We start from the raw sequence: 25,903 nt of genomic DNA, 5'->3' as shown, positions 1-25,903 counted from the left end.
GAGTGGCACCAACCGATCTCTGATAGTTCTTTCGCCGGGGTACGGGCTCAGGCCCGTAGCAACGTCCTTCGTTTGGGACGTCGCAAGGGAGGGATACACATGGGCACCACCACACGTGACGAGATCATCGCCGTCGAGCAGAAGGCGGTGGACCACGCGTACGACTGCTATGCCACGCGCCTGACTGAACTGACCGGGGGTTCGGTCGCCTCGGCCTCCGCCAGTGGCAAAGACAGTGTCGCCAACCGGATCGAAGCCGAGGAGCGCGCCGCGTCGTACGGCGGTCTCGGCAACGAATCCCTGGTCATCAGCCGCATCGATGTACAGGACGAGCCCGATCCCTGGTACGTGGGACGACGTGGCGTCAGCGACCCCGCGACCGGCGACCGTGTGGTCCTTCTCTGGACCAGCCCACTGGCCAAGAAGTGGTTCGAGGTGCGGCCCGACGCCCCGGGCGAGGTGCTCCTGCGGCGGCAGTTGCGCTGCGTCCAGCGTGTCGTCGAGGACTACTTCGACGAGATCGCCCTCGCGGCCCCCGTTCCTCAGCCGCGGCCGGCGGCGGACGACGCGGAACCGGAGGCGCTGCCCGCGGTCCCGGGCACCGACGTCCAGAAGAGTGAAGCACCGCTCCCGCCCGTTCCCACCCCCGTCCTCACCCCCGCCGACATCGCCCGTATCCAGCGCCAGAAGCCGCTGCAGCCTGATGAGTTCCTGCTGCGCGAGCTCCAGCGCTCGCGCAGCGGCAGCATGCGGGACATCGTCGAGACGATCCGCCGCGACCAGATGGATCTGGTCACCGGCTCGCCTTCCGACATCCTCGTCGTGCAGGGCGGTCCGGGTACCGGCAAGTCCGCGGTCGGCCTGCACCGCGTGACCTGGCTGGTCAACAACGAGCACTTCAAGGCCCAGGACATCCTCGTCGTCGGCCCTCACCAGCGGTTCCTCGACTACGTCGGGCAGGTCCTGCCCACCCTCGGCACCCGCGACGTCAACTCGGTACAGCTGACCCGCCTGTGGGACGGCGAGATCCTCGGAATCGACACCGCGCAGGCACGACTGGTGAAGTCCGACGAGCGCATGGCGGCTGTCCTGCGACAGCGCGTCGAGAGCGAATGCCGTCCCGAGGCCCTCGACGACCTGCTCACCGCCGCCTCCTACGAGGGTGACGAACCCGGTTTCACTGTCACCGCCGGCAGTACGACCCTGCGCATACCGCGCTCCGAAGTGCTCGCCCTCCTCGACGAGGCCCGCAGCGGTGACGGCGCGTACCGTGAGCGGCGCGACCGCTTCCGCAGCCTGCTCGTCGACCGCCTCCTGCAGGAGCTCACTGCTATCGCTCCGCGCCGCCGGGTCGACGACACCATCCGTCGCGACCTGGAACGCAACCGCCGGGTCGAACGCCTCATCGAACGCGTCTGGCCGTCATCGGGCGCCAGGGAAGCACTCCGGAGCCTCTACGACTCGCCCGACCTTCTGCGCACCTGCGCCGACGGCATCCTCAACGACGAGGAGCAGGCTTCCCTGCACCGGCCCCGGGCCGCCACGGCCGCCGACGACCCCTGGACCCTCGACGACCGCGTCTGTCTCGAAGAACTCCGGTATCTCATCACCGGTGAGAACCCTCGACGCTACGGACACATCGTCGTCGACGAGGCACAGGACCTGACTCCCATGCAGGCCCGCTCCCTGCGTCGCCGCTGCGCGGTGAACGGCTCCATGACGGTCCTCGGCGACCTCGCCCAGGCCACCGGACCCCACCCCTACGCCGACTGGGACCGCCTCGGCGCTCTCCTTTCCGACCACGGAGACTGGCGCGTCGCCCAGCTGAACACCAGCTACCGCGTGCCCGCCGAGATCATGGAGTTCGTCGCACCCCTGGCCCGTGCGGTCGCCCCGGCACTGCCCTATCCGCAGGCCGTACGCCAGGCAGGCGAGGACGCCGTTCGGACGACGGCGACCGAGCCGTGGCGACTCCTCGACGACACCATCTCCCAGGTCACCCGCCTCGTCGGCACCAGCGACGGGCACACCCCGCGCTCCGTCGCCGTCATCGTCCCCGACGACTCCGGCTGGCTCGACGAGATCAGCCGCCAGCTGGACCGGTCCGAGAGCATCGATGAACAAGGACGTCAGGCGGTATCCGTCCTGGCCGCCGCTCAGGCCAAGGGCATGGAGTACGACCACGTTCTCGTCGTCGAGCCCGCCACCATCGCCGACCGCGGCCCGGCCGGCCTGCGCCAGCTCTACGTGGCGCTCACCCGCAGCACTCAGAGCCTGACCGTCCTGCACACCTCCCCGCTCCCGGAGTCCCTCACGAACACCGACGGCACTATCGACCAAGCACCTATCGAAGCCGAACCACGCATGGCAGGCGGTGACGTGCCCGAGATCGGCGCCGACATCCGGGTCCGGGTAATCGGCCTGGGGCCCGGCGGCCGCTACCAGGTCAAGGCCTTGTCTCCCGTCGTCGGCTCGCCTTTGGTCCTGACCGTCCGCCACGGCTCTGCTCCCCCGCGTCCGGGCGACGAGCTGGACTGCTGGGTGTTCGCCCACGAGACGAGCCACTGTGTGCTCACGACGGACCAGCGCGGCAGGCAGCCCATTTCGTTCAGGATGGCGCAACGCTACGTGGCAGCACTCGGCGTTCTGGACGAGCTGATCAGCGGTGACGGCACGGTTCCAGAGGACGCTCGCGAACGTCTCTCAGAACTCAAGGGCATGGCCAACCGCGTCCTCCGTCGGGACCAGGCGGACTGGGTGGATGTGCGACGTGTGCTCGGATCCCCGGACAGGCACCGTCTGGGCGTGCTGCGCGACCTCGCGACAGGCGCCAACCGCGTGCTCAAGGACAGCACGCTGAATGTCAGCCGACTGCAGGCCGAGCTTACGGAATCCACCTGGGCCCAGGCCCTGACCGAAGCGCAGGAAACGCTCCGGACCCGGCTTGCCGCCCAGGCCGAACCTGACTCTGAGAGCGCCCCCGCCACTCCAGCGCCCCAGCCCGAGCAGAAGGAAACCGCACCCGTGACCACCGCCGACAAAGCACCCGCCGCACCGGCTTCGACCACAGAGAAGGGCTTCCTGGACGCGCTGGAGACTTCGGCAGCCGCCGATCGCACCTGCAAGAAGCACGAGGCGGTGCGCCATGCCTTGAAGTCGGCCTTGCTGTGGTCAGACATCCAGCCGACCGACTCAGAGATCGTCGACGTCAGCTGTGTCACGGACCGCGGCGTACTCCTCTATGAGGTCCTGGGCGCCGGCCGCTGTACCTACCAGGACCTCCGCTCGGGAGCGACCCGCCTTCTCGAGATCAACCACACCCTGACCACCCCAGCAACTGGCCTCTATCTAGTCCTCTGCGAACCGCCTGCAGAGGACTGGTCGGCCGACACTGTCCGCGACGTCTTCAACGTCCACGTCCTCTGGCGGAGCCCAGGTGGATGGGGCGGCCAGGAGACAGAAACGGCGTTGGGCTCCCCCGGGGCGTGACGACGACAGACACCGTGGCGGGTCGTGCACCAGTCTGCTAGCCCTCGAACTTCACTCGATATCGGCAACCGTGGAGCACTGGGTGGGCATCTCTCCACGGCCAAGAGTGATGACCACATCTGCAGTGGCAGGTAGTCGACTCTGGACGCCATCCATCGGCCCAGCCAGGGGCGCACCTCAGCCCGGCCTTCCCAACATGCCCACTCGCTCGTTCGACATCAAGGAGTTGCTACTCAAGTAGCAGATCCTTACGTTTGAGGTGTGTCACCCTCCACTACCCCTTGGGCCCCCTGGCCCCAGTTAGACCGCCGCGTCTACCTCCTCTTGCTGGACGACCAACGTCGCCTCCTGCTTTGCGGCGGATGCTGTGGCGGCTGGACCGTCCCTCAGGTACGCATGACTGCCAGTACCGACTTCCTGGAGTCAGCCACCCGATTCCTAAAGGAGCGATTCAAAGTGGCGAATCCACGCTACGGGTCGGTCTATGGAATCCGGGAGTCACGCATCGGTGAAGACTGGGAGTTCGACCGAGCCACGGCTGCACGGGTCTTCATCGTCCGCATCAGCGATGCCGAAGGATCGGCGATTGAGGAGCAGTCGACGGCACACACTCGATGGAGCATCGAGGAATTGCGCAGACGGAGAAGAGACATCTACCCGGAAGGCATCGTCCTACTGATCACTGGCTACGTAGAAGGCTGGATTCCCGATGGCCCCATCACTCTCTACTGAGAATGACGCCCAGAGCCAGCTGCCGCTCCCTAATCAGCGACCCATCCATCAAGGGAAACCTTCCTTCCGGATGCGACGAGGCGACCATCTCACTTCTCCGCCTCGCTGAACGGATGGACCGGCTGTCGAGGCGGTAAGGGTCCACCGCCATGAGCCAGGCGTCGACAGTCGAGAGACGGCCCGGCCATCGCCGTAGATCACGGCGGGATCGGCCTCGATCTGGACTCGTTCCTGCGCTGCCGCTGCCACCGATACAAGATCGGGCCCGCCCCCGGCCAGGTCGCCAGGCAACGAGCCGAGGCCGACGCTCTCGTCCCGAATCGCACGGTCTGGCGGGACATGGCCGTCAGGACGATTCGATCGAGGACGCCCTGACGGTCAGTGCGAACCTGCCACGCCTCTCATCTCGGCCAGTTGAGCGGACGCACTATGCTTCCGCCACTCATCCTTCACGGTTTCCACACCATCTGATCGGTTTCGAACGGAGTCACGAGCATGGTCCACCGCCGCTCCAGACAGCTCGGAAGCGCCGACCCCTTGAGGCCGCTACTGGAGTCCTGGCAGAAGTCTCTGATCGACCTGGGCTTCCGCAACCGGCTGGTGCACTATCGACGGAGCAGCAGGCAGGCGGGTGCGGACATCACCGCGCCGAGGCCGGCGCAGGTGCTGGATGCTCTGCCCAAGGGCTGCCTGTTCGCTCCGGTGTCGGAGAATGCCTCTGCTGCCGTCCGGCCGGAGCCTGGCCTGCCTTCGTACCCTGGCGATGCGGTCGCATCCTTGAGCGGCAGCCGCCCCATCGACACTCCCGCCTCTCGGACGGGTGTCGGCACCACGCGCCTCGCCTTGCGTACGACCAAGGCGACCCAGGCCGAACAGGACAGGCATCTCAAACGTCTGGCGACCGTCGCGCAGGAGAAGTACAACGACTACGGCCTGTGGGTGTTGTACCTCGGTGTGGGCTTCCTCCAGTGGCGTCCGGCTGCCGACGCCGATCCCGTCGCCTCGCCCTTGTTGCTGGTGCCGGTGCGGCTGCGCAGATGGAAGGGAGACTCCTACCTCCTGGAGCTCAACGGGGACGAGGAATTGAGCTTCAATCCGGCGCTGGCCGTCAAGATGGAGGAGATGGGTGTCGAGTGGCCCGCTCCAGAGCAGATTGAGCTCACCGATGCCTCGGCCCTGCTGGAGCAGGTCCGGGACGCTGTCTCGGCTCGTGCCGGTTGGCAGGTCAGCGAGCGCATGGTGCTGGACGCCTTCAACTCCAGCAAGGAGGTGATGTACCGGGACCTGCGGGACAACATGCAACGGGTTCTGGGCAGCCCGCTGGTGCGCACCCTGGGCCTGGGCTCCGACGCGGCCGGCACCGCGGACTCGCTCGGCTTCGACCCGGTACCGCTGGAGCAGATCGACCAGAAGCAGCCGCCGGAGAAGGCCCCGCTCGTGCTGGACGCCGACTCCTCCCAGCGTCAGTGCGTGGCCGCCGCGCTCGACGGCCGTAGTTTCGTGATGGACGGCCCGCCCGGGACCGGTAAGAGCCAGACGATCACCAACATGATCGCAGGCTTGCTGGAGCAGGGCCGCAGCGTCCTGTTCGTCAGTGAGAAGGCGGCCGCGCTGGACGTGGTGCGCAACCGCCTCGAACAGGTGGGCCTGGATGACTACGTCCTCGCCCTGCACAGCAACACGGCCAACCGCAAGCAGGTCGCTCAGGAGCTTGGTAGGTCGCTCATCGCGCCCCGCCGTTCCTTCCCGGCCGCGCGTCGCGACGAACTTCTGACCGCCAAGGAGTTGCGCCAGGAGCTCTCCAGCTACGCCGCCGCGATGAACGGGCACCACGAGGGGATGAACCGGTCCCTGCACGACGTCCTGGGCCGGGTCTCACTGCTGCACACTCTGCAGCAGCTCGCCCCGGAGCCGGAGTTCGACGCGGCCGGCCTCACCGAGGAGCGTCTGCGTCGCATCCTCGACGGCGCAAGCTGGGTGTCCCGTTCCTGGCGCCCCGCCCTGGAAGGCGAGGCGTTCGCCTGGCGTGGACTGGGTAAAGCCGGTGGCGAACTGGACGCGCTGGCGAGAGCCCTGGAGGACTTTGCCGTCCTGCGCGGTGCCCTGGCGGCACATGCCCCACTGCTGGAGGCCATGGGCTGGGACGGCCTGTACGACGCCGAGTGCCTCGTCGAGGCGCTGCGGCTGGGGGCCGAACGGCCTGTTGTCCCCCTGTCCTGGCTGGGGACCGATCCGACCAGTGTCGCCGAAGGCATCCGGACATTCGAGCAGCGGCTGGACGTGGTCGAGGCTGCCGAACGGGCAGCCCACGGGCTTCTCGGACCGCACTGGGCCGAGCTGGCCGACCCCTCCGTCCCGTTCTCTCCTGAACCTGGATCACAGGAGCAGGCGCTGGCCGAGCTCGTCCCGTCCGGGCTGGAACTCTCCGGTGTCACTGCAGAGCAGGCCACTGCTCTTGCCGACCGGCTGGCGGCCGATGCGCAGAACCTGGAGCGCGCCCTGCAGCTGCTGGCCAACAGCGCCCGCGCATACGGCGTCCCCGCGCCGGAGACCTGCGCGCAGGGCCTGCGGTTGGTCCGCCTGACCGAGCTGTCCTTGACGAAACAGGACGAGAAGCCCCCCGCAGGGTGGCTCACCTCTGCGGGCACGGACCAGGCCCGTGTTGCGCTGCACCGGCTGTCCGATGCGGTCGCCGATCTGGGGGCGGCCCGGGAGAAGGCCCGCCTGCATTTCACCGACCGGGTCCTGGACGAGGCCGCACTGGTGGACGTGGCCCAGCGCTTCGCCACCGTCCACCGCTCGCTTACAGCGCGCTTGTCCTCTTCCTACCGGGCCGACCGCCGTGCCGTGCGCGCCCTGCTGCCCGAGGGCGCCAAGTGCACCAAGCAGGTCCTGGCGGCGCTGCCGGACGCCGTCGCCTGGCAGCAGGCCCAACAGCGGCTGGAACAGGAGGGTCGCCGCGAGGGCGAGCTCCTCGGCCATTTCTGGCAGAGCGAGGAGACCGACTTCGCCGCCGCGGAGAAGGCACTCCGCCACGCCGAGCGGGTCGCCGAACTGGCCCCGCAGCCCGTGGATCCCGAGGCGCTGCGCGCCCAGCTCGCGTACGGCGGGGCGCCCCGCCCGGCGGCCCGCGAGGCAGCCCGGAGTGCCGAAGAACTGCTCACCGCGTGGCGCGACGCACTGGTGCTCCCGCCGCTCCTGGGTGCCCCGTGCGACCTGGAGGACGGCACCCTGGCGGATGCCGCCCGCTGGAGCAGTGCCCACGTGGCACCGCTGCGGGAGGCCGCACGGCTGCTCAAGCACGTCAGCACTGTCTCTGGGCGAGATGGCCGGACCCTGATCGAGGCGCGCGCCGCGATCGTGGCGGCCCGGGCCGCCCGGGCTGCCGACGAGAAGTTCGCCGCCCGTGCCAAGCGCGACGGCGACTTCCTCGGCGTGCTGTACGCCGGCCGCAGCACCGACCGCACCGCGCTGGCCGAGGCCACTACCTGGCTGCAGCGGCTGCGGGAAGGCTGCATGCTCGAAAAGGGCCCGTTCCCTGCCAAGGCGGCCCGGATCCTCCATCAGGCGCTTCCGGACAGCGCGCTGGAGAAGGACAAGGAGTCCTGGGACCGCTCCTGCACCCGGCTGGCCAGGATGTTCGACAAGCAGCGACGGCGTGAACTGCGCGCGGCCCTGTCCGTGACGGCGTCAGCCGAGCGGCTGCTGGCCCTGCTCGACGACGACCGCGGAGGCCCCGATGAGTGGGCGGCCTACCAGCGGGGCCAGCGGGCGCTGGAGGAGGCGGCCTTGGGCGACCTGACCGCCCGTGCCGTCCGGGCCGGGGTCGCACCGGAGGACTTCCCGCAGGTGGTGGAGAAGTCTGTATTGCACTCCTGGGCCGACCGCGCCATCCAGAAGGACCCCCGCCTGGTGTGGAACCGGGCGAAGGACCGGGACGACAAGGTCGCCGCCTTCCGCGACGTCGACCGGGCTCTGGCCGAACATGCTCGGATCCGGGTGGCGAGCGCCTGCGACATGAACCGGCCCGGTGTGCTCAGCAGTGCCGGCACCAAACTGATCCAGCACGAGGGCAAGAAGAAGATGCGGCACAAGCCGGTGCACGTGCTGCTTCGGGAAGCCGGTGAGGCCGCACTGCGCGTCAAGCCCTGCTTCATGATGAGCCCCCTGACGGTCAGCCGGTTCCTGCCGCCGGACTTCACCTTCGACGTAGTGATCTTCGACGAGGCGTCCCAGGTCCTGCCGCAGGACGCGATCAACTGCATCTACCGGGCCAAGGCTCTGATCGTCGCCGGCGATGAGAACCAGCTGCCGCCCACCGCGTTCTTCACCGCCGGCGAGGACGAGGAGGACGATCCGTACGCCGAGGAGGAGATGCCCCGCTACGAGTCCCTGCTCTCCCTGGCCAAGGGCAACGGGATGCTCAAGGAGCTGTCGCTGCGCTGGCACTACCGCAGCCGCCACGAGCACCTGATCGCCTTCAGCAACAAGCAGTTCTACCGGGGCGCCATGACCACCTTCCCCGGTGCGTTCTCCGAGGGGCCCGACGTAGGCGTGGCCTTCTTCAAGGCCGAACACGGCGTCTACCACTCTGGTTCGGCGGCCCGCCATAACACCGGTGAGGCCTTCGAGGTCGCCCAGCGCGTCATCCATCACTTCCGCACCCGCCCCAACCGCTCACTGGGCGTCGTCGCGCTCTCCCAGTCCCAGGCCGAGGTGATCCGGGAGGCTGTCGAGCGTGAGCGCGGGCGAAACCCCGACCTGGACGAGTGCTTCTCCGACGACCGCCTGGACGGCTTCTTCATCAAGAACCTCGAAGCGGTGCAGGGCGATGAACGCGATGTGATCATCACGTCGGTCGGCTACGGCCCGGACGAGAACGGCAAACTCAACCAGAACTTCGGACCGATCAACCGCAAGGACGGCTGGCGGCGGCTCAACGTCGCCGTCACCCGCGCCCGCTACCGGGTCGAGGTCGTGGCCTCCTTCGAGCCCGAGACCCTGCGGCCGTCTGCGAGCGAGAGCTTCGAACACTTCGCCCGCTACCTCAAGTACGCCAAGTACGGGCCGACCGTCCTAGCCCAGGATGCCGAGGACGCCGAGGCCGTGCCCGAGAGCCCCTTCGAGGAGTCGGTGCTGGAGGTGCTGCGCGGCTGGGGCTACACCGTCCAGCCGCAGGTGGGCGTCGCCGGCTACCGCATCGACCTGGGGGTGCGCGATCCACAGCGCCCTGGTCGTTACGCCCTGGGCATCGAGTGCGACGGTGCCATGTACCACTCGTCCAAGGCCGCCCGTGATCGCGACCGGCTTCGCGAATCCATGCTCACAGGCCTCGGCTGGACGTTGCACCGGATCTGGGGAACGGACTGGTACCGCAACCGGGTGAAGGCCGAGGCCCGGCTGAGAACTGCCGTCGAGCGGGCCGCCGCCCGGAGCGTGAGCGTCGCCCCTCAGCGGAGCGCCACGCCGGACACCGCTCCCGCGTCGGTACCACCGCTCGCCCTGGCGGCCGTACCCGCGCCCCGGCGGCCTGCGCAAAGCGGCAAGGTATCGTCCGCGGCTGCCTTGCCGGAGTCCGCGGAGCAGCGGATCCGCCACGAGCTGGACCAGTTGCGAGCCGAGTTGGAGAGGCAGTCCGGCCAGGCAGGGAACGGTTCGCGTCCGCGGGCCCGCACCGACCAGCAGCGAAAGCAGCGCGGACGCATCGAGCAGTTGGAGGAGCGCGCCGCACTGCTCAAGGCCTACCTGACCGGCGACCGCAGGGCGGCGGTGGACGCGGTGTGCCCTGGCCGCCTGGTTCAGGTGGAGATCGGCGGGGAGCAGCAGGAGTACGAGATCACCTCCCAGGAGCCACACTCGACGGGCGTGGAGAAGCTCAGCCCCTTCGCACCGCTCGGGCAAGCCCTGTTCGGTCGGACGGCCGGCAGCCGCGTGGAGTACGAGCACGACGGGCGCCGAGTGGCCGTGCGCCTGCTGACCGTGAGGAGCTGACGGCGCCTTTGCACGCGTGGGCGGGCAGCGCTCCCGGAACGGGAGTGCTGCCCAGCTCCTGGCCGGCAGCCCTTCCATGGAGGTGCTCGCAGATGGCGGCTACCAGGGCATGGGGCACTGGGCATCCTCGGCTTCGCTGCCGATCCGCTTACCGGTCTGCGGACGGTGTCGCATGCGTGCGCTGCCTGCTGCAGCGCGTGGACGGTGACGCGCTGGACGCAGCGATCAGCGCGTATCTGCAGGCCAGAACGCCGCTCCCGTTCGAGCCGGAGACGGAGGAAGGGCCAGTACGACGGGTGATCGCGGTCGACGGCAAGGTGGTCCGCGGATCGCGAACCGCAACAGCCGCGGCGATCCAACTGCTGGCGGCGACGGACCACCATGGCGGGGGCCTGGCCCAGCGGCAGGTCGCTTCCAAGAGCAACGAGATCCCCTCCTTCGCGCCATTACTGGACGGTCTCAAGCTGGTGAACATGGTGGTGACCGCCGACACCCTGCACACCCAACACGACCACGGGGCCTATCTGACCAATCGCGGCGCGCACTACGTGACCGTCGTGAAGAAGAACCATCCGGGCCTGTATGCCCAGGTCATGAAGCTTCCCTGGCAAGACGTCCCGCTCGGGCACTGCACCCGCGACCACGCCCCCCACCGTGATGAGATCCGCCGGCTCAAGGTCACCGCGTTCAGCCACCTCGACTACCCCGGCACCCGCCAGGCGATCCAAGTCGTAGGGTGACGGAGTGACTTGAGCACCGGGAAACTGACCATCGAGCGCGTCTACCTGATCACCGGCCTGAGCGTCTTCGACGCCACCTGGATCAGAGGCCACTGGGGCATCGAGGACCTCCTGCACCACGTCCGGGACCGCACGTTCCGCGAGGACCACTCCAAGGTCCGCACCGGCACCCTGCCCCGCGCCATGGCTACCCTGCGCTATCTCGCCATCAGCCTCTTCCGCCAGGACAGCCAGACCAACATCGCCACCGCCCTCCGCCACACCGGCCGCGACTGCCACCGCCCCCTACGAGCCCTCGGCCTCACGTGACGAAACCGGACAGATCCCGACCATTCAATGCCCCTGATTGCGGCAGTACCGGCATTCTCTGCAGAGCGCACCTGAGAGCAAGTTTTATGTGTCATGACCCAGCGCCCTCACAGAGCGCTCGAAGGGCAGAAATGCCTTCTGAATCAGTCCAGTTGGAGAAGATTTTCGCGCAGGCCAGCGAACAGATTCAATCGCACGTGACCCGCGCCAATCAAGATTAGTCAGCTATGCGCTTGGGGCTCAGAAGGGCAGACGGACGCCTTACGCCTTCCCTAGTGTTGCGCCATGAGCCTGATCGACGGCCGCTCGCCGTCCGCGGACTGGGTCGCCAAGGACATGGAGGCGATGCTCAGGGAGTGCGACGCGCTCATCCTGTCCAAAGATGAGCTCACGCGTCGCCTGCAGGAGTCCATTGAGACCCTCCAGCGCGAGATGGCCAAAACCGCCGAAGAACGCGAACAGGCAGCACTGCAGCGAGAGAAGGCCCGGGAGTGGCTTGACGGCTTCCAGGCCACGGTCCGAAAAGGGGCCACCCTGCGGGCTTCACTGCGACCTCAGGAATCCGTCCAGCTGAGACTCGTACAGCCCTCGCCGGAGCCCCCAGGCGAACCTTCGACACAGGCGGCACCCGTCCGGGTCGAGGGCTCTCGTTCGATCGCAGCCATGCGGGTCATCAGCAGCGACGCGCGACGCGCGTGGAGCGCATCGGACGTGGCCCAACTACTGGAAAGCAACACCCCCCGCGCGGTGCGGCGAACCCGGTGCCTTCTGGAGCATCTGCAGCGTCTGTCCGTACTGCAGAAAGTCCACAGTTCCGACGGAAAGCGGGCGTATTACCGGCTCGCGGCCTCATGGGAGGCCGCTTAGACGAGGCCGACAAAAGGCGACCGCCGCCTCAGGCACGGCCGGGTTCCTAGGCCAACACCGTGCAAGGGGCGGCGGTCTTGAGACGGCTTGGCCGCCACATTCGACGCTAGCTGCCCATTCGGGCATGCGCGGGATGTTCGGCCATTTCCACGACATCGGATGGTCGGTCAGACATGCCATTTTCGCTGTTTCGTTCGGAGCCCGGCGCAGCCGCCGTGGAACTGCTCGACCCCGCGTCACCCTTGGGGCGGCAGCGGCTCTCGTGCGACGCCGTTCTCATCGACGGGCCACTCGAAATGGCGGGGCCAGAGCATCTCCCCAAGGGCTATTTCCAAGCTCGCCACCGTCAAAATGTCGGGCCACGTCTCGCCCCGCAGCACGTACGTGATCACCTGCCGGTTGACGTCGGCGGCGGACGCGAGGGCATTGGCACTCAGCCCCTGCCGCTCCATCGCTTCCGACAGCGCCCGGGCAATCGCCTGGCCGATCTGCGCAGGCCGATGCCCGTCCATCACTGCGTACGGCCAGTTGGCATCGAGCGCGTACTCGCACGGCCTCTTGCTACGTCTCGTTCCTCCAGCCACGCGCCCAGTGTGACGGAGGTGCTGCCAGGATGCGCAATCACATCCCACATGCTACTCAAGTAGCAAGGCTGTGTGTAGCCGATACCCGCGCCCGTTTCTCGGCGGTCCGCCGCCCGGGACTGATCACAACACGTACTGGAGGTGAGTGGTGACGGTGCAGGGGCGCTCACTGCTGGCGCCGAACGAACGGCTGTTGCCGACTTACAGGCTGCGCGCAGACGACCAGCTCAAGGTGATCCGCGTCGCGTGCTCGAGCGCCGACCCGTTCATCAACGCGTTCCGGCTGGCGACCGATACCGGACTGACCGAGAAGAACTGCGGTCTTGTTCCAGCATTCCTGTTCGCCACCGGCCTCCTGGAAAAGGCGGGTGGGCACTTCTCGAGGTACCGGCCGACGAGCAAGGGCCGGAAGGTAGGGGCTGCTTGGCAGAAGGGTGAGCGGGAAGGCCTGCTCGCCCTTCGAGACGCTTGGAAGCAGCAGTGGTTTGCCCGCAGCATGAAGGAACGCCTCGAATCCGGACCGGCAGCCCGCAACGGGCTCCTCGCCCGGCTCCTCACCGCCGCAGGCGCGGATGGCCATCGCATGCGCCAAGCCGAGGCTCTGCTCGACCTGCTGGTCGCCATCGGCATGATCGTCCCTGATGGCGACGGTTTCATGTGCTGGCATGAAGGCGCCCCCGCGGACCAGCTGAAGGAGACCGCCCGGGATGCGGCGGCACAGCAGCCCCCGATGCCTTCGCACCTCTCCGAGGGCGTCGGCCCGACCGAAATGCACGCTGAAACATCACCGGGAGATCGCCGCTCCCCGGCAGAGCCGACAGCAGGCGACCCCCGCCACAGCGACCACGAGGAAGGCTGCTCTCCGGATCCGGGGGCCGCTTCCATTCCGCCGCCCCGACAAGAGACAAAGGAGCCTGCCACGGACTCCGGCCCGACGGTAAACGCCGAGGTGGACCTCCTCGCCCTGCTGTGTCCGCCTGTCCTACTCGCCGACCTGGTCCGCCTGAGTCCGGAGGAGCTGATGCAGCTGCACGGACACCTTCGTGGTCTGGCCGCCCTGACAGCCAAGCTCAGGGGGCAGCCCGCCCTCTGACCCTCACGTACGGTCCGGCAGCGCCTTCATCCCTTGGCCGGGTTGGCGCTGCCGGACCCCTCCTCCACCCATCAACCCCGCGGCAAGACCGCACGGAAGGGGCTTCGGCATGCCCTCACACAAGGAGAGGAGCGCTGCCCACGGTAGCGCGACCTCACGATGCAGCGGGTGGGATTCACCCGCACGGAACACGGTCCCGGCGGGGGGTCGACATGGCTAGGCCGACGATCAAGGAAGCGCTGTTGCAGGTGTCCCGCGTCTGGAAGCAACTCGCGTGGGACGGGGTGATGAGCATCGAGACCGTCGACGAGTACATCGAAGTCACCGAACACCTCATCGACTTCGCCCGGGCTCACCAGATCACTCGGCTGGATTACGTCACCCCAGCGCTGGCCGAAGCGTTCGTCAATGCCCCGGGGCACGACCGCCACCGAGGCATCATTCCCACTCCTGCAGGGAGCACCCGCCGTCAGCGACGCTCCGCCGTGACGTCCCTGTTCGTGCATGCGCGTGCGCTCGGTCTGACGAAGGCCGCACCGACGGTCGACTCCGAGCCCATTGCCCGTAGTCCCCGCCGGCCTGGAGCTGATCTCCAGCCTCATGAAATCGCCCGACTGCAGTTCCACTCCGAGCGGGGCATGCCGGCTACCCGCCACGCAGCCCTGCTCGCCCTCTTCCTCGCAGGATTTTGGAGCGCCGAGGTCGGCGCCGCGTCCAGCGCCGATCTGGATCTCACCGCGGGCGCCGTACACACCAAGGGCTCGACTCGGACACTCGCCCGGACCTGCCCGCTGGACGAGTGGGGCGTCTACGTCCTGGGGCTGCGCGCCACGCATCTCGGCAGGCGAGGAGCGGCCCCGTACCGGCTCGTGGCCAGTGCCACCTCCGCCCCGAACGTGGTGCAGTCCAGCGTCGGGTCGGGCTTCGGGGACATCGCGCGACGCAGCGGACTGTCCACGCGCGCCCGCAAGGTCGAGCCCCGCGACATCACCCGCTACGTCGCCCGCAAGATCCTCAACGAGACCGGCCAGCTCTCCGAGGTCGCCCGCCACCTGGGCCTGTCCTCTCTCGACGTCGCCGCCAGCCTGGCCGATCTGCAGTGGCACACAGGCGGTGATGCCGCATGACCGCTCCCAGGAAGCGAGCCCGGCGCAAGCCGGTGACGAAGCAGCCGGCCTACGTCATGGCCGAAGTCCCCGACGACACGTTCGGCGCAGCCACCGATCCCCTCCCGCCCAAGAGCCCAGAAGCCCCGCCCCTGACCACAGACGAGCGGTTCGAGTACCTCCTGAACAACCCCGACCTCTACGCAGCCGCACGCTCCCTCCCCGGTCCCAGCCGCGTCGGACGCCCTGCCCACCACCCACCTGTCGTCTATCTGATCTTTCTCTGCGCGATCTCCTTGTTCGGCTCAGCGCGAGCTACCGCCTGCCATCTCCAGCGTCCCCTCTGGTGGGACCTCGTCCGCATGAGCGTCCGTACCCACATGGGCGATGCGGTCGCCGACGCCCTTTTGCCGGTCGGCCCGACCCGAGGCCAGTGGAACTACTACTTCCACGCGAAACTGAAGCCCGCCTTCGCCGAGGTACGCGACATCAGCCGGGACCTGTGGATCCAGCAGGCGCTCGACCACGGGATGCTGAGCGAGGCGGGCACTCGGGTCAGCCGGAGCTACCCCGAGCGCCACCAGGTCATTCACGCCGATGCCACCGTCGCCTGCCCGCCCTCCTCACAGAGGCACAGCGAGACTGCCAACGAGGTGACCGGGGAGATCCGCTCGCACCGCGTCGATCCTGACGCTGGCAATACAGTCGAAGGCGGTGGGACCCGCGTGTACGGCAACAAATTCCTCTCCGCGGCCGTCCGTCTCGGCAACATTCCCCACAGCCGAGTCATCCTGGGCATCGAGTCCATCCGCCACAAGTCGGCCAAGCTCGACCCCCACCGCGACGACGAAGGCACCGCCTTCGTCAAGCTCGCCCGGTACGTCCTCGGCCGAGCCCCTGGCCTGCGCGCCATCACCTACGACACCGCCCTCCGCGGATCCCACCGTGCACCCCTCATCGCGGACGGCCTCGTCGTCTTCACCACCCAGCACGGAGGACTCGCACCCGAGTCCCTCCAACGCTTCGAGGACGGTCCCTGCCACCACGACCTCTACGTCGCCGAGGGCCGCGTCTGCAAACGTCTGATCGCCGACGACGGCACCACTCACTACACGCCGCTTCCCGTGGAAGAACTCGAGCGCCGCGATTCGAAGCGGACCCGCTTCTACCACCGGCTGACCATCCCCTGTCAGGTGAAGAACCACACCCTGCGCATCCGAGTCGACGAAACCCCGGAGGACCGGGAGATCGACCCCTCGACCAAGCGGCAGCGCTTCAACCGCACCGAGCACCTGAGGCAGATACCGCCGGACACCCATGCCGGCCGCCGCCTCAAGGGCTTCCGCCAGGACAGCGAGTCCCAGCACTCCCGCTTCGACCAGAGCTACCCCCACAAGAGAGTCCCTGCCTACGGGGCCGACGCGGCCCTGCTGATCTACATCGGCTACGCCTGGCTGAGCAACTCCGTCGCCCGAGCCAAGATCACCCACGCGCTCGCCGCCTGAGCCAGTGCGCACATCTCTCCGCCCTTGGATCAGGTACCACCCGCTACACTGACCGCGGTGGCTACGCTCTCACGGGCTGCCACCACGACCTGTCGCCAAGCAAGCCTGAGCGGTCCGTCAATCTCGGCAGACTTTCAGACACGTTTTCCGACAGATCCCCGCCTTCGTAGCTCAGGGGATAGAGCACCGCTCTCCTAAAGCGGGTGTCGCAGGTTCGAATCCTGCCGGGGGCACATGGGAAAAGGCCACCTACCAATCTTGGTAGGTGGCCTTTGACATCTACGTCTGACATCAACGGGGGCGGTCACTGACGCCGGGGCACTTCCTGAGCAGCCGGTCCATGTGGCTCATGGCCTCGCGCCGGGTGTCCTGCACGACGTGCGTGTAGACGTCCATGGTGATGCTCTCGAGGAAGCCTGGGATTGGCTGTACGAGGGCCGCGTCGAGACGAGAAGAGCACTGCTGCGGTCGGAGCCGTGCACGGTCTCGGTGGAGCGAGCCTGCACACGGTCACGTGGACAGCGCGGTCAGCGCTCTTCTTGGCCCTTGCCGAACGACAGGGACAGGAACTCCCAGTCTGTGTAGTTGAGTTCAAGCCCTATGACGACCGATCCTTGTAACGGCAGGTCATCACCAGGGTGGCGGCATGACAGAGACGGGAAGAGCCAGGAGACGGCCTAGGCCACTGAGCGCACTGACCGATGTGTATGACTTCCTGGAGGAGGTGCGGCTGCGTCCCGGCATGTGGGTTCGTCGCAGCTCGGTGCAACACCTGGACTCCATCCTGACCGGGTACCGCGTTGCCCTGGAGATCCACGGGGTTGGGGAAGGGTTCGACTTCCTGAACGGCGGCCCGTTCGCCGAGTGGCTGTGGAAGCGGTTGGGCATGGCGTATCCCAGCGCCTTGGGCTGGGCGGTCGAGATCGAGCGGGCAGCGGAAGCAACCGACGTGCCCGCGATGGAGTTGTTCTTCGACCTGTTGGACGAGTTCCGCAGCGCACACCACGATGCCCAACCATCAGCCGGACGAGCGCCTCAAGCGTCACCCGAGACCGAACAGCCCCACGCCACTGCGTGAGTTACAGCTTTCTCTACTGTTCAACCTGGCTGCGCTCCGCTCCGCCGCGCGCGTTTCCCGGCTCCGCTCCGCGCGACGCTCCTGCCTTCGGCCCGCTCCGCGCGGGCTGCGCAGACGCGCGCCCTGGAGGATTGGCCAGCGACATGAGGCCAGAACACAGCGTGGCCGGGGCGGTCGGCTCCGCGACTTTAGGCAGCCACCATGGGGCGAGCCTCGAAGATCGTGGCCCTAGTGTCGTGCTTTACCGGGCAGCTCAGGAGACTGCCCGACTCGCGATCAGTCTACGGGGCCATGATCACTCGCCGCATGGCAGCGCCAGCCCAAAGCCGTTCCGCCGGCCTCACGTAGTGTCCGGCGCAGCTCTCTCGACCGGCTGGAGGAAACCATGACGGACCCATTGCTGATCACGCTCGCCGATGCCCTGGCGAACCTCATGATCTCCATCGACATGACGGATGACGAAGACGTTGATCCGGATGCCTGCGTGCCGTGGTTCGAAGACGTCGCGCACAAGCTCAGCCGGCTCACCGCCGATGACCGGCACAGACTTGCCAAGGTGATCCGAGAGGTGGCCGGCCGGGAGCCCGACGCCCAGAGACAGGCGGCACTCCTCGAAACGCCGGACCACCTCGGCCTCGAAGATCCGGATGATGAATGAGTAGTCCGTGCCCCTCCCGTGCCCGTTCGGCCGGGAAATAGCGGGAAGCACGGTTGCTGGCGGACAACTCACGTAGACGGCCCCTGACCGAGTCACCTGGTCAGGGGCCGTTCACCTGCGGTGGGTGTGAGATCTGGACCCGCGGTCACATCGCTGCGACGACGGTTTTCAAGACCGTTTGAGGGTTGTTGGGCTCACTACGATTCCGCCGGCTTGATCCGGTGGCTGCGGTTGCCCACGCAGAAGCCCCGCTATTTGCCAGTCCGGTAGACCTTGATGTTCTTGTTGACGAAGAGTTGGACATACCCACACTTCCAGCAGATAAGGCCCGTTGCGCTCTCGTCGGCCCAAGCCAACTTGAGGAACTCCATGCTGGAACTGTTCAGCATGACATTCCGCACCCGAAAGAGATCTCCCTCGCAAATCTGGCAAGTGATCCACATTTCGCCCAGTGCCGCACGTACCGGCTTCGCCATCTTGCGAACGCCCCCAGTCGTTGCCATTCAAACGGAGCGAGACTACCGGGCAGCATGAACCGCTCACAGCCCGTTAGAACACGCAGTAGCCCCATGCAGGGGGCACGCCATCCGATGGCTGAGAACTGACGCGCCCCCTGCACGTCCGGGTCCCGTGGCCACGCGAGGAACGCCGCTGACATCAGCGTCTGACACTGACGAGCGCGTCCTGTGATCGACCCGATAAGGACGAAGCCAGACCTCAAAGTTGGACACGGCACGGGCTGTGGTCACCGTTTGGTGGCTCCCCGCCCTACGACGCCACCTACCAGGCCAGCGCAAGTCTCGTCTCCGACCGCACTATTGACGCCTGAGAATCGGCCGCAACCAGGGGAACCACGCCTCACCCGCTATCACGCACCAGCTCGTTATTACAGTCTGACGTCGCAATCCACACCGAACCCGGAAGGCCCTCACTCGTTCAAGGTCCCCAGACGGTGACCACTGTCACCGCACCCAACCTCCGTGGGCAGAACAGGTATCGGGTTCCACGGGGTTCGAGTTCACCGAAGGGTCAGGAACGGGCGACGTGCCTGCGTCGCTTCAGGATCCACCGGTGTACGGGCGGTGTAATGCCGGCACCCACGATAAATCCGACGGCGACGCTCTGGCTCGCGTACGCGATTACTCCGATAACTGCGCACAGAGCTACGCCGATCACCACTAGGCCCACGACCTTAGTGCGAGAGGCCAGCCGGTTCAGCCATCTCACAGCCGAGAAAGTCGTGAGATACACGGTGGAGCCGAAAGCGGCCGACGCCAGAACGGTTAGAGCATCCATTCCGCAACCTTTCAAAATTGGAAGCCGAGATGTGTCTATCCGGCCACCACGGTCAGCCGTACTCCCTCTTCGGGATCGATCGGCTGGCGGTCTGTTTACTTGCAGTATCCGATTACTTGCAGTATCCGTCGCCGCTCTTACCGCTGTAATAGCCACTTCCGGCAACCGCTGCCGCCGGCGAAAGGACTGTCAGCCCGGGGTTGACCTTTATCTTGACGCATTTATCGGCCGCAACCGCGCCCCCCGCGATTGCCGCGAGGCTTCGGCCCCCGACGACCGCAGCCGGGTGCGGTATCCAGGACACGACAGTTCCACCGAGGGCGAGGAGCTTGGTTTCCTTCTTGTTGAAGTACACGGTGCCGGTGATGATGCCCCAGGTGTAGTGGGGGTCGGCGACCACGGGGTAGGCGGTGTCGGGGCCGGTCTCGATGGTCTGGACGAGGGTGTTGCCGTCAAGGCTGTAGCTCGTGGGGACGGAGTTGCCGTTCACGTCCTTTGCCCAGGGGGCGTCTACGTGACCGCGGGTGACAGCGCCTGCGCCGTTCGCCGAAGCGACGATGTCGTAGCCGCCGGCTCCATCGGCGACCAGGGTGGCGCCGTCGGGCAGGCCGAGGCCGAAGCGCCGAGTGGTGGGAGCGGCGGCGTTCTTGAGGGTGACCAGGGCGCGGGCGCCGCCATCGACGGTGGCCTGTGTGGCGAGGTCGGTGTGCGCGGCCGCGTTGGGATAGACGGTCGTGCCAGCCGCTGAGGTGGTACCTGCGGCGTCGATGGCTGCGGGCAGGGACATCGTCACTCTGGAGCCGTCGGAAGCCGCCACGATCACCCGCCCCTCGGCGCTGGTGGGGGTGGTCACGGTGACGAGCCCGCGATCCGTTGACATGACCGCGCCCGTGGTGCTGCCGGAGGCAACGTCCGTGGTGCCGGTGGCGTTCTGCACTGTGGCCACGGCCTGGGCCGCAATATTGGCGGCGGGCCCGCCATCGGCGGCGAAGGCCGGTACCGCAGTTCCGGCTATCAGCGCTGTGGTCAGCAGCGCGGCATGGGCCGAATTCTTGAGCTTAATGTGATTTCCCCCATGTGCATTGCTTGCAATGCAGCGTCATGTTCGGTGTAGCGAAATGAACACTATCGATCTTGACGGAGTGATCAACATATTTGAGCAATCGCAGAGGTTCACTTGCTCAATCCACCGGACGAACGCTAAAAGATAGACGATTTCAAGTCACCGTGGCGCAAAACGGCCGGCGCCCCCGTCGCGACCCGGCGGGCTATCACAACGGCTAAGACATGAGGTGGATCGGTCCTGGTGACCGTGTCCGCGTCGGGGCGCAGCGTTGTCCGGGCATGGGGGCTTTCGCCGTGGATCGTGGCGGATGGCCTATGGGAGCGGATCGGATCGTCAGCGACGCATCCAGATCTTGCCAGTGGTGTCCTCGTCGTCGGCGTCGCAGCAGACGCCCACGGCCAGGACGTGGGATGTGCCGGGGATGACAGCGAGACCGTTGATCGTGTCTTCGGAGGCGACGTGTTCGCTCGTCCAGTTCCGGCCGTCGTAGTGGAGGACCCGCGCGGTGGATGCGGCGGCAAAGATCCCGCCATGCCCGTCGACGGCGGGATGGGTGAACTCCTCGCCGACGCCGGAGCCGGCCACACTCACCCACCTGTGCCCGTCCCAGCGCACCGCGACAGGCCCGGCCACGCCCCCTGTTCGACCCGCGCGGCCGACCGCCCAGACCTGCGTCGGTGACTGTGCGGCGAGCCCGTCCAGCTCTCCGCCCGACCCCGCGACCGCGGGCGGCAGCGGCACCGTGCGCCAACTCCCGCCGTCCCAGTGCAGGGTTACCGGTTTGCCCCGATCCTCGCCGACGGCCCAGACGTCCCGAGGCGACAGCGCATGGAGGGCACGCACGCACACCGTCGATGGCAGGGCGACGGCCGACCAGCCCGCGGCGGCACGGTGCCGGAGGAACGAACGGCATGTGCCGTTACCGCCCAGCCGCCGCCCCGCCACCCACACGTCACCCGGCCCCGCGACGGTTGCCGCGTCCACCACGGAGTTGGGCTCGCGCCAGGCGAGTGTCCACCGACTGCCGTTCCACCGCGCCGCATGGGCCTCCTGGGCCCGGCCGTCACCGGTCGGCTGCGCGGTTCCGAAGACCCACACGTCGTCCGGCCCCGAGGCTCTCACGACGCGCAGGCTTTCCAGGCCGAGCCGCTCGGGTACCTCGACCTTGGCCCACGTCCCGCCACTCCACCGCATGACGACCGGCGCGGTGCCCTCGTCTCCCACCGCCCAGGCGTCGTGCGCTCCGGTGGCCACCACGCTCTTCAGGGTCCCGGGGTTGCCGGTGCGGCCCACCAGCCGCCACGGCCCGGAGCCGGCCGTCCCGCTCGGACGCGGGCTCCTACCTGTCGCGTGCGTCCCGCCGTCGGGCGTCGCACAACCGCCGACGGTCAGCGCCAGGACCGTGCCGAGCACAGCAACCGCAAAGCGGCGCACTGGCCACACCCCCATCTTGACCCCCGCCTGAAGCGGGATCGTACGAGACGGGGACGAGGACCGCCAGGCCCGGCATCCCGTCGACCCCGCCCCGGCGCCCATCGGAGAAATACTCAACACCAGTGGATCGGCCCGGGGTTGGAGCGGAGGGTATCCGTGCCACAACCGTGCCGGAACGAGCGGGGAGTCACCGTGAACGGCAGGCACCGGCAGGGCAGGGCGCACCATCACATCCGGCAGGGTGTGGGCCGGGTGGGCCGCCGACGGTACGCACCGGCCCGGCGTGATCGAGCTGGCCCGAGGACGCACTCCACCCGGACGTCCGGCGCGGCGCCCCCTTCCGGATGACGGAACTGATCGCTCCCCGTCTGCGTCATGGCGTTCATGACACAGGGCGGGAGCACGATGGTTGAGGAACCGACGTGGGGGGAGCTGCTGCTCGACTTCTTCCTCATGGCGGCCATCCCCATTGCCGTCGGCGGGACACTCATCTTGTTGCTTGTCGGACTCACCGTGTGGATGACAGCACCACTGCGGCGGCGCAGACGGAACGGAGTCGCCGAGCGCTCCGGGCAGACTGTCGAGACCTCAGCTCCGCGCTGACGGTGCTCACACCGGCAAACGCGAACACCCCAGGTCACGTCGCCAGGTCGCGAGTTCGCCCGTTGGCCTGTCGGACCCCCCACCCTCGCTCCTCCATGCGGTGTCGCAGCTTCACCGGCGACACGACGATGCGTCGTCAGTCCACCACCCTCAGCCGCCCCAGCGCGTCGCCCAAGTCGAGTTCGGTGCCCCCGCGGGTCTGGAAGCCCTCGTCGAACAGCTCGGCCGTGCGCTGTTGCGCTTTCCCGCTTCGGACGAGTTGCCGGAACAGCGCCGCGTCGGCGCGTACTTCGGCGGGTGCCGGAAGGCTGATGTCGTTGATGGCCGCCTTGGCGGCGATCAACGCGTCGCGGGGGAATCCGCCCATGCGTGCCGCGACACCCGCCACGAACTCGTCCAGCTCGTCGTCCGGGACGGCACGGTTGACCCATCCGTAGCGTTCGGCGAGGTCGGCGTCGAAGTCCGATGACGTCAGGACGACTTCGAGTGCACGGCCCCTGCCCAGCAGACGGGTGAGGTGCTGGATCGCGCCCGCCCCGGGCGGTGCTCCGACCCCCACTTCGATCTGTCCCAGAACGGCCTTCTCCCGTGAGGCGAAGCGCAGGTCGCAAGCGAGGAGGAACTCGCTGCCCGCTCCCCGCGCACGGCCGCGCAGCTTGGCGATGGTGACGACCGGGAGCAGGCTCAGCTTGCGGAACAGCATGCCCAGGGAGGCGTCACCGGGGCCTCCCGCCTTCGCCGCCTCGGCGGTGTACTCGGGAACTTTCGTCATGTCGACGTGCGGGAGGAAGAAGTCGGCGTCCGCGCTGTCGAAGACCACCACGCGTGGTGCGGTCGGGTACGACAGTTCCTCGAATCAGGGCGACCAGGTCCCGCACCAGCTCGGGGCCGATGAGGTTCATCGGCGGCGCGTCGAAGGTGGCGTACAGGACGTTGCCGGTCGCAGGGCCGATGCGCCGCCGGTGGTCCGGCAGGAGGGCGGAAGCCGGTGCTCTCCCGGCGCCGTCCCGGTTGTACCTGCCATGTTTCCTGTGGGAACTCTGTTCCCCTAGGGCCGCCTCCACCGCTACGGTGATCCAACTGTCGTCAAGGAACGTGAGGTTTCCGTTCCGCGTCGGGGAGACGAACGACAGACCTTTGATCACTCTTGTGGGGGCACATGAAGATTCACAGACGCCGCGTGCTCGCGGCGCTGGGCACCGCGGTGGCCGTGGCGGCGGGTATGGCCGTCGCTCCGGGCGCGGCGGCCTCCGGTCCGGTGACATGGACCGCGAAGGACGGGATGCTCGCGTTCCGCAACGGGGCCGAGCAGAGCCTGCAGGTCGTGAAGCCGGGCAGCAGCACGTACACCACCATCGCCGACCAGGCCTCGCAGCCTGCCTGGTCGCCCGACGGCAGCCGGATCGCGTACGTCCGCGACGGCCGCGTCGAGACCCGCCGGTACACCGGCTCCACCCTGGTGAAGATCCAGGAGAAGAGCAGCTCCGTGGGCAGCGTGAGCGACCCCACGTTCGTCGGCGGCGGCGGGATCATCGTCTACTCGGCGAGCGGCCGGCTCCGCTGGGCCGACTCCGACGGTTCCCGCTACGCCCAGCCGCTGTTCTCCACGGCGGAGGACGGCTGCGACCGTCAGCCGAGCGGGTCGGTCAACATGCTGATCGCCTTCGTCCGTACGGGAGACACCTGCGGGAGCCCGACCGGCTCGGCGATCTGGCTGTTCGACGCCGACACCCAGGGCTTCACCAAGCTGGCGGACAACGGCTCGCACCCGGCGATCTCGCCCGACGGCACGCGCGTCGCCTTCGTCCGCACGGTGGACTCGGTCGGCGAACTGTTCGTGATCAACGTGGACGGCACGGGAGAGCAGCAGCTCACCACCGGGGCGCACGCCACCACTCCGGAGTGGGCGCCGACCGGCACGAAGATCGCGTTCAACACCGGTGACGACGACGTCTCGTCGACCCGTGTCCTGAACCTCGCGGACAGCTCGGTCTCCACGCTGCCGCTGCCGCCCCACACCTCGTCGACCGTCGACGTCGCCTGGCAGCCGCTGCGCAACCAGAACACCGGCCGAATCTGGGGCGCCGACTCGGCGGGCACCAACATGGCCGCGTCGCGCTGGACCTGGAACACGCTCGGCCAGAGCGAGCCGGGTCTGGTCGACGCCAAGTCGGCCGTCCTCATCAACCAGGACAGCCCGTCCTACGCGCTGACCGCGCAGTCGCTCGGCGGTCAGAAGCAGGGCCCGGTGCTGGTCACGTCGAAGTCCTCGCTGTCGTCGGCGGCGCAGGCGGAGCTGAAGCGGACGCTGAAGCGGGGTGCCACCGTCTATCTCGTCGGCGGCACCGACATCCTCTCCAGCGCGGTCTCCAGCAAGGTCAGCTCGCTCGGCTTCACCCCGAAGCGGCTGGCGGGCACCTCCCGCTACTCGACGTCCGTGGCCGTCGCCAAGGCCGTGACCGGTTCGCCGGACTACGTGTTCGTGGCCACCGGGACGGACTACCACTCGGCGCTCGCGGCCTCCGCCGCCGCCGGGTCGCTCGGCTACGGGGGCAAGGGCACGGTCGTCCTCAACGACGGCAACACGCTGACTTCGTCCGTGAAGTCGTACCTGAACTCGCTCGACCCCGACGAGACGATGGTCGTCCCCGTCGGCGCCTCGGCGAGCTACGCGCTCACGCACACCTACTTCTCCAACTGGCCCGACACCTGGACGTACTACCCGGTCAGCGGCAGCGGGCACGACGGCACCTCGGTCGCCCTCGCCCGGTTCTGGTGGTCGGCGCCGTCCCAGGTGGGCCTGGCGTGGACGGACAGCTGGCGCGGTGGCGTCTCCGCGGGCGCGGGCATGCTCTGGTACGGCCCGATCCTGTGGTCCGACGACACGACCCTGACGGAGACGGACGCGACCTACCTGCGCCAGCAGGCCTCGGGCGTGGGCGCCGTCTTCGCGTTCGGCGGGACGACGTCCATCTCGTCGTCCGAGCTGACGGCGGCGGGCTCGGCGATCAGCGCGGGCACCTCGAACGTGTCGTACTACCCGTACTACAAGGGAGTCGAGGCCGCGTCGCAGAAGGCGGCGCTCTCCGCGCCGCTCGCCGGGGACGCCGGCGGCGTGACCGGTCCGGCGCGGGACGTGCCGGCGGCACCGCGGCCGGACCTGGCGTCGGTGCGGACCACGCACAGCAAGTAGCGCGAACGCCGGTCGGCCCCGGGTGCACCGTGCACCCGGGGCCGACCGTTTCGTACGGAGGGACACGAGCGACACCGGGCAGGCAGCCGTGCTGATCGCTCGGCTCGTGGCGGCCGGGGGTCTTCGGATCCTCTCGCCTCCGTACGCCCGCTACTTCGT

At 67.9% G+C, this 25,903-nt stretch carries 17 protein-coding genes, 1 tRNA gene and 1 pseudogene; 14 read left to right on the top strand and 5 right to left on the bottom strand.

The features are described from left to right. Positions 1 to 99 precede the first annotated feature (99 nt). From ACIRQH_RS14635 to ACIRQH_RS14610, 6 genes are all read left to right on the top strand, one after another. Positions 100 to 3,489 carry an ATP-binding domain-containing protein gene (locus tag ACIRQH_RS14635; RefSeq protein WP_404225982.1) on the top strand — a complete coding sequence of 1,130 codons (3,390 nt, stop codon included), beginning with the start codon at positions 100 to 102 and terminating at the stop codon, positions 3,487 to 3,489. A 396-nt stretch (positions 3,490 to 3,885) separates the two neighbouring features. Beyond that, complete coding sequence (locus tag ACIRQH_RS14630; protein ID WP_404225980.1) at positions 3,886 to 4,221, top strand: hypothetical protein; 336 nt, start codon at positions 3,886 to 3,888, stop codon at positions 4,219 to 4,221. Between the two features lie 495 nt (positions 4,222 to 4,716). Continuing rightward, on the top strand, positions 4,717 to 10,212 hold the full coding sequence (locus ACIRQH_RS14625) for a DUF4011 domain-containing protein (RefSeq protein WP_404225978.1): 5,496 nt from the start codon (positions 4,717 to 4,719) through the stop codon (positions 10,210 to 10,212). Positions 10,213 to 10,388: 176 nt separating this feature from the next. After that, positions 10,389 to 10,952 carry an ISAs1 family transposase gene (locus tag ACIRQH_RS14620; RefSeq protein ID WP_404225976.1) on the top strand — a complete coding sequence of 188 codons (564 nt, stop codon included), beginning with the start codon at positions 10,389 to 10,391 and terminating at the stop codon, positions 10,950 to 10,952. A 9-nt stretch (positions 10,953 to 10,961) separates the two neighbouring features. After that, complete coding sequence (locus tag ACIRQH_RS14615; protein ID WP_404225974.1) at positions 10,962 to 11,261, top strand: hypothetical protein; 300 nt, start codon at positions 10,962 to 10,964, stop codon at positions 11,259 to 11,261. 285 nt (positions 11,262 to 11,546) lie between these two features. Continuing rightward, on the top strand, positions 11,547 to 12,128 hold the full coding sequence (locus ACIRQH_RS14610; protein WP_404225972.1) for a hypothetical protein: 582 nt from the start codon (positions 11,547 to 11,549) through the stop codon (positions 12,126 to 12,128). A 236-nt stretch (positions 12,129 to 12,364) separates the two neighbouring features. Here ACIRQH_RS14610 and ACIRQH_RS14605 read toward each other — a convergent pair whose 3' ends face one another. Next, positions 12,365 to 12,712: a helix-turn-helix domain-containing protein gene (locus ACIRQH_RS14605; protein ID WP_404225970.1), complete on the bottom strand. Its 348-nt coding sequence runs from the start codon at positions 12,710 to 12,712 to the stop codon at positions 12,365 to 12,367. A gap of 145 nt (positions 12,713 to 12,857) precedes the next feature. On the opposite strand from ACIRQH_RS14605, the gene ACIRQH_RS14600 reads away from it, so the two are divergent. From ACIRQH_RS14600 to ACIRQH_RS14585, 4 genes are all read left to right on the top strand, one after another. Then, entirely contained in the window at positions 12,858 to 13,805 is a 948-nt protein-coding gene (locus ACIRQH_RS14600; protein ID WP_404225968.1) for a hypothetical protein, read from the top strand. Positions 13,806 to 14,017: 212 nt separating this feature from the next. Next, on the top strand, positions 14,018 to 14,932 hold the full coding sequence (locus ACIRQH_RS14595; protein ID WP_404225966.1) for a hypothetical protein: 915 nt from the start codon (positions 14,018 to 14,020) through the stop codon (positions 14,930 to 14,932). Then, positions 14,929 to 16,416: a hypothetical protein gene (locus ACIRQH_RS14590; protein WP_404225964.1), complete on the top strand. Its 1,488-nt coding sequence runs from the start codon at positions 14,929 to 14,931 to the stop codon at positions 16,414 to 16,416. Before ACIRQH_RS14595 ends, ACIRQH_RS14590 begins: the two co-directional genes overlap by 4 nt. A gap of 160 nt (positions 16,417 to 16,576) precedes the next feature. After that, positions 16,577 to 16,649 (top strand) — tRNA-Arg (locus tag ACIRQH_RS14585). A gap of 58 nt (positions 16,650 to 16,707) precedes the next feature. Here ACIRQH_RS14585 and ACIRQH_RS14580 read toward each other — a convergent pair. Beyond that, a pseudogene (locus ACIRQH_RS14580) lies at positions 16,708 to 16,821 on the bottom strand (oxidoreductase); the annotation flags it as partial. 298 nt (positions 16,822 to 17,119) lie between these two features. On the opposite strand from ACIRQH_RS14580, the gene ACIRQH_RS14575 reads away from it, so the two are divergent. Beyond that, on the top strand, positions 17,120 to 17,494 hold the full coding sequence (locus ACIRQH_RS14575) for a hypothetical protein (protein WP_404225962.1): 375 nt from the start codon (positions 17,120 to 17,122) through the stop codon (positions 17,492 to 17,494). A gap of 385 nt (positions 17,495 to 17,879) precedes the next feature. After that, positions 17,880 to 18,152, top strand: a complete 273-nt coding sequence (locus tag ACIRQH_RS14570) for a hypothetical protein (RefSeq protein ID WP_388872561.1) — start codon at positions 17,880 to 17,882, stop codon at positions 18,150 to 18,152. A 1,408-nt stretch (positions 18,153 to 19,560) separates the two neighbouring features. On the opposite strand, the gene ACIRQH_RS14565 is transcribed toward ACIRQH_RS14570, so the two are convergent. Then, positions 19,561 to 20,385 (bottom strand): hypothetical protein, encoded by an 825-nt coding sequence (locus ACIRQH_RS14565; protein WP_404225960.1) that lies wholly within the window; start codon positions 20,383 to 20,385, stop codon positions 19,561 to 19,563. A gap of 462 nt (positions 20,386 to 20,847) precedes the next feature. Next, positions 20,848 to 21,948, bottom strand: coding sequence for a hypothetical protein (locus ACIRQH_RS14560; RefSeq protein WP_404225958.1), 1,101 nt, complete (start codon positions 21,946 to 21,948; stop codon positions 20,848 to 20,850). Between the two features lie 405 nt (positions 21,949 to 22,353). On the opposite strand from ACIRQH_RS14560, the gene ACIRQH_RS14555 reads away from it, so the two are divergent. Next, positions 22,354 to 22,551: a hypothetical protein gene (locus ACIRQH_RS14555; RefSeq protein WP_404225956.1), complete on the top strand. Its 198-nt coding sequence runs from the start codon at positions 22,354 to 22,356 to the stop codon at positions 22,549 to 22,551. Between the two features lie 136 nt (positions 22,552 to 22,687). On the opposite strand, the gene ACIRQH_RS14550 is transcribed toward ACIRQH_RS14555, so the two are convergent. Further along, a complete protein-coding gene (locus ACIRQH_RS14550) occupies positions 22,688 to 23,374 on the bottom strand; it encodes an enoyl-CoA hydratase/isomerase family protein (RefSeq protein ID WP_404225954.1) in 687 nt (228 codons plus the stop codon). 336 nt (positions 23,375 to 23,710) lie between these two features. Between ACIRQH_RS14550 and ACIRQH_RS14545 the strand changes: the two genes are divergently transcribed. Then, positions 23,711 to 25,744 carry a cell wall-binding repeat-containing protein gene (locus tag ACIRQH_RS14545; protein ID WP_358818013.1) on the top strand — a complete coding sequence of 678 codons (2,034 nt, stop codon included), beginning with the start codon at positions 23,711 to 23,713 and terminating at the stop codon, positions 25,742 to 25,744. Positions 25,745 to 25,903 lie beyond the last annotated feature (159 nt).

Source organism: Streptomyces sp. NPDC102279 (genome assembly GCF_044766365.1).
GTDB lineage: Bacteria > Actinomycetota > Actinomycetes > Streptomycetales > Streptomycetaceae > Streptomyces.
This window is presented reverse-complemented; position numbering and strand designations above follow the sequence as displayed.

What these genes read in the sequence shown, in the direction of transcription:
- ACIRQH_RS14570 (WP_388872561.1), top strand. Translation starts at nt 17,880, where the DNA reads ATGACGGACCCATTGCTGATCACGCTCGCCGATGCCCTGGCGAACCTC.
- ACIRQH_RS14635 (WP_404225982.1), top strand. Translation starts at nt 100, where the DNA reads ATGGGCACCACCACACGTGACGAGATCATCGCCGTCGAGCAGAAGGCG.
- ACIRQH_RS14595 (WP_404225966.1), top strand. Translation starts at nt 14,018, where the DNA reads ATGGCTAGGCCGACGATCAAGGAAGCGCTGTTGCAGGTGTCCCGCGTC.
- ACIRQH_RS14545 (WP_358818013.1), top strand. Translation starts at nt 23,711, where the DNA reads ATGAAGATTCACAGACGCCGCGTGCTCGCGGCGCTGGGCACCGCGGTG.
- ACIRQH_RS14630 (WP_404225980.1), top strand. Translation starts at nt 3,886, where the DNA reads ATGACTGCCAGTACCGACTTCCTGGAGTCAGCCACCCGATTCCTAAAG.
- ACIRQH_RS14590 (WP_404225964.1), top strand. Translation starts at nt 14,929, where the DNA reads ATGACCGCTCCCAGGAAGCGAGCCCGGCGCAAGCCGGTGACGAAGCAG.
- ACIRQH_RS14625 (WP_404225978.1), top strand. Translation starts at nt 4,717, where the DNA reads ATGGTCCACCGCCGCTCCAGACAGCTCGGAAGCGCCGACCCCTTGAGG.
- ACIRQH_RS14610 (WP_404225972.1), top strand. Translation starts at nt 11,547, where the DNA reads ATGAGCCTGATCGACGGCCGCTCGCCGTCCGCGGACTGGGTCGCCAAG.
- ACIRQH_RS14555 (WP_404225956.1), top strand. Translation starts at nt 22,354, where the DNA reads ATGGTTGAGGAACCGACGTGGGGGGAGCTGCTGCTCGACTTCTTCCTC.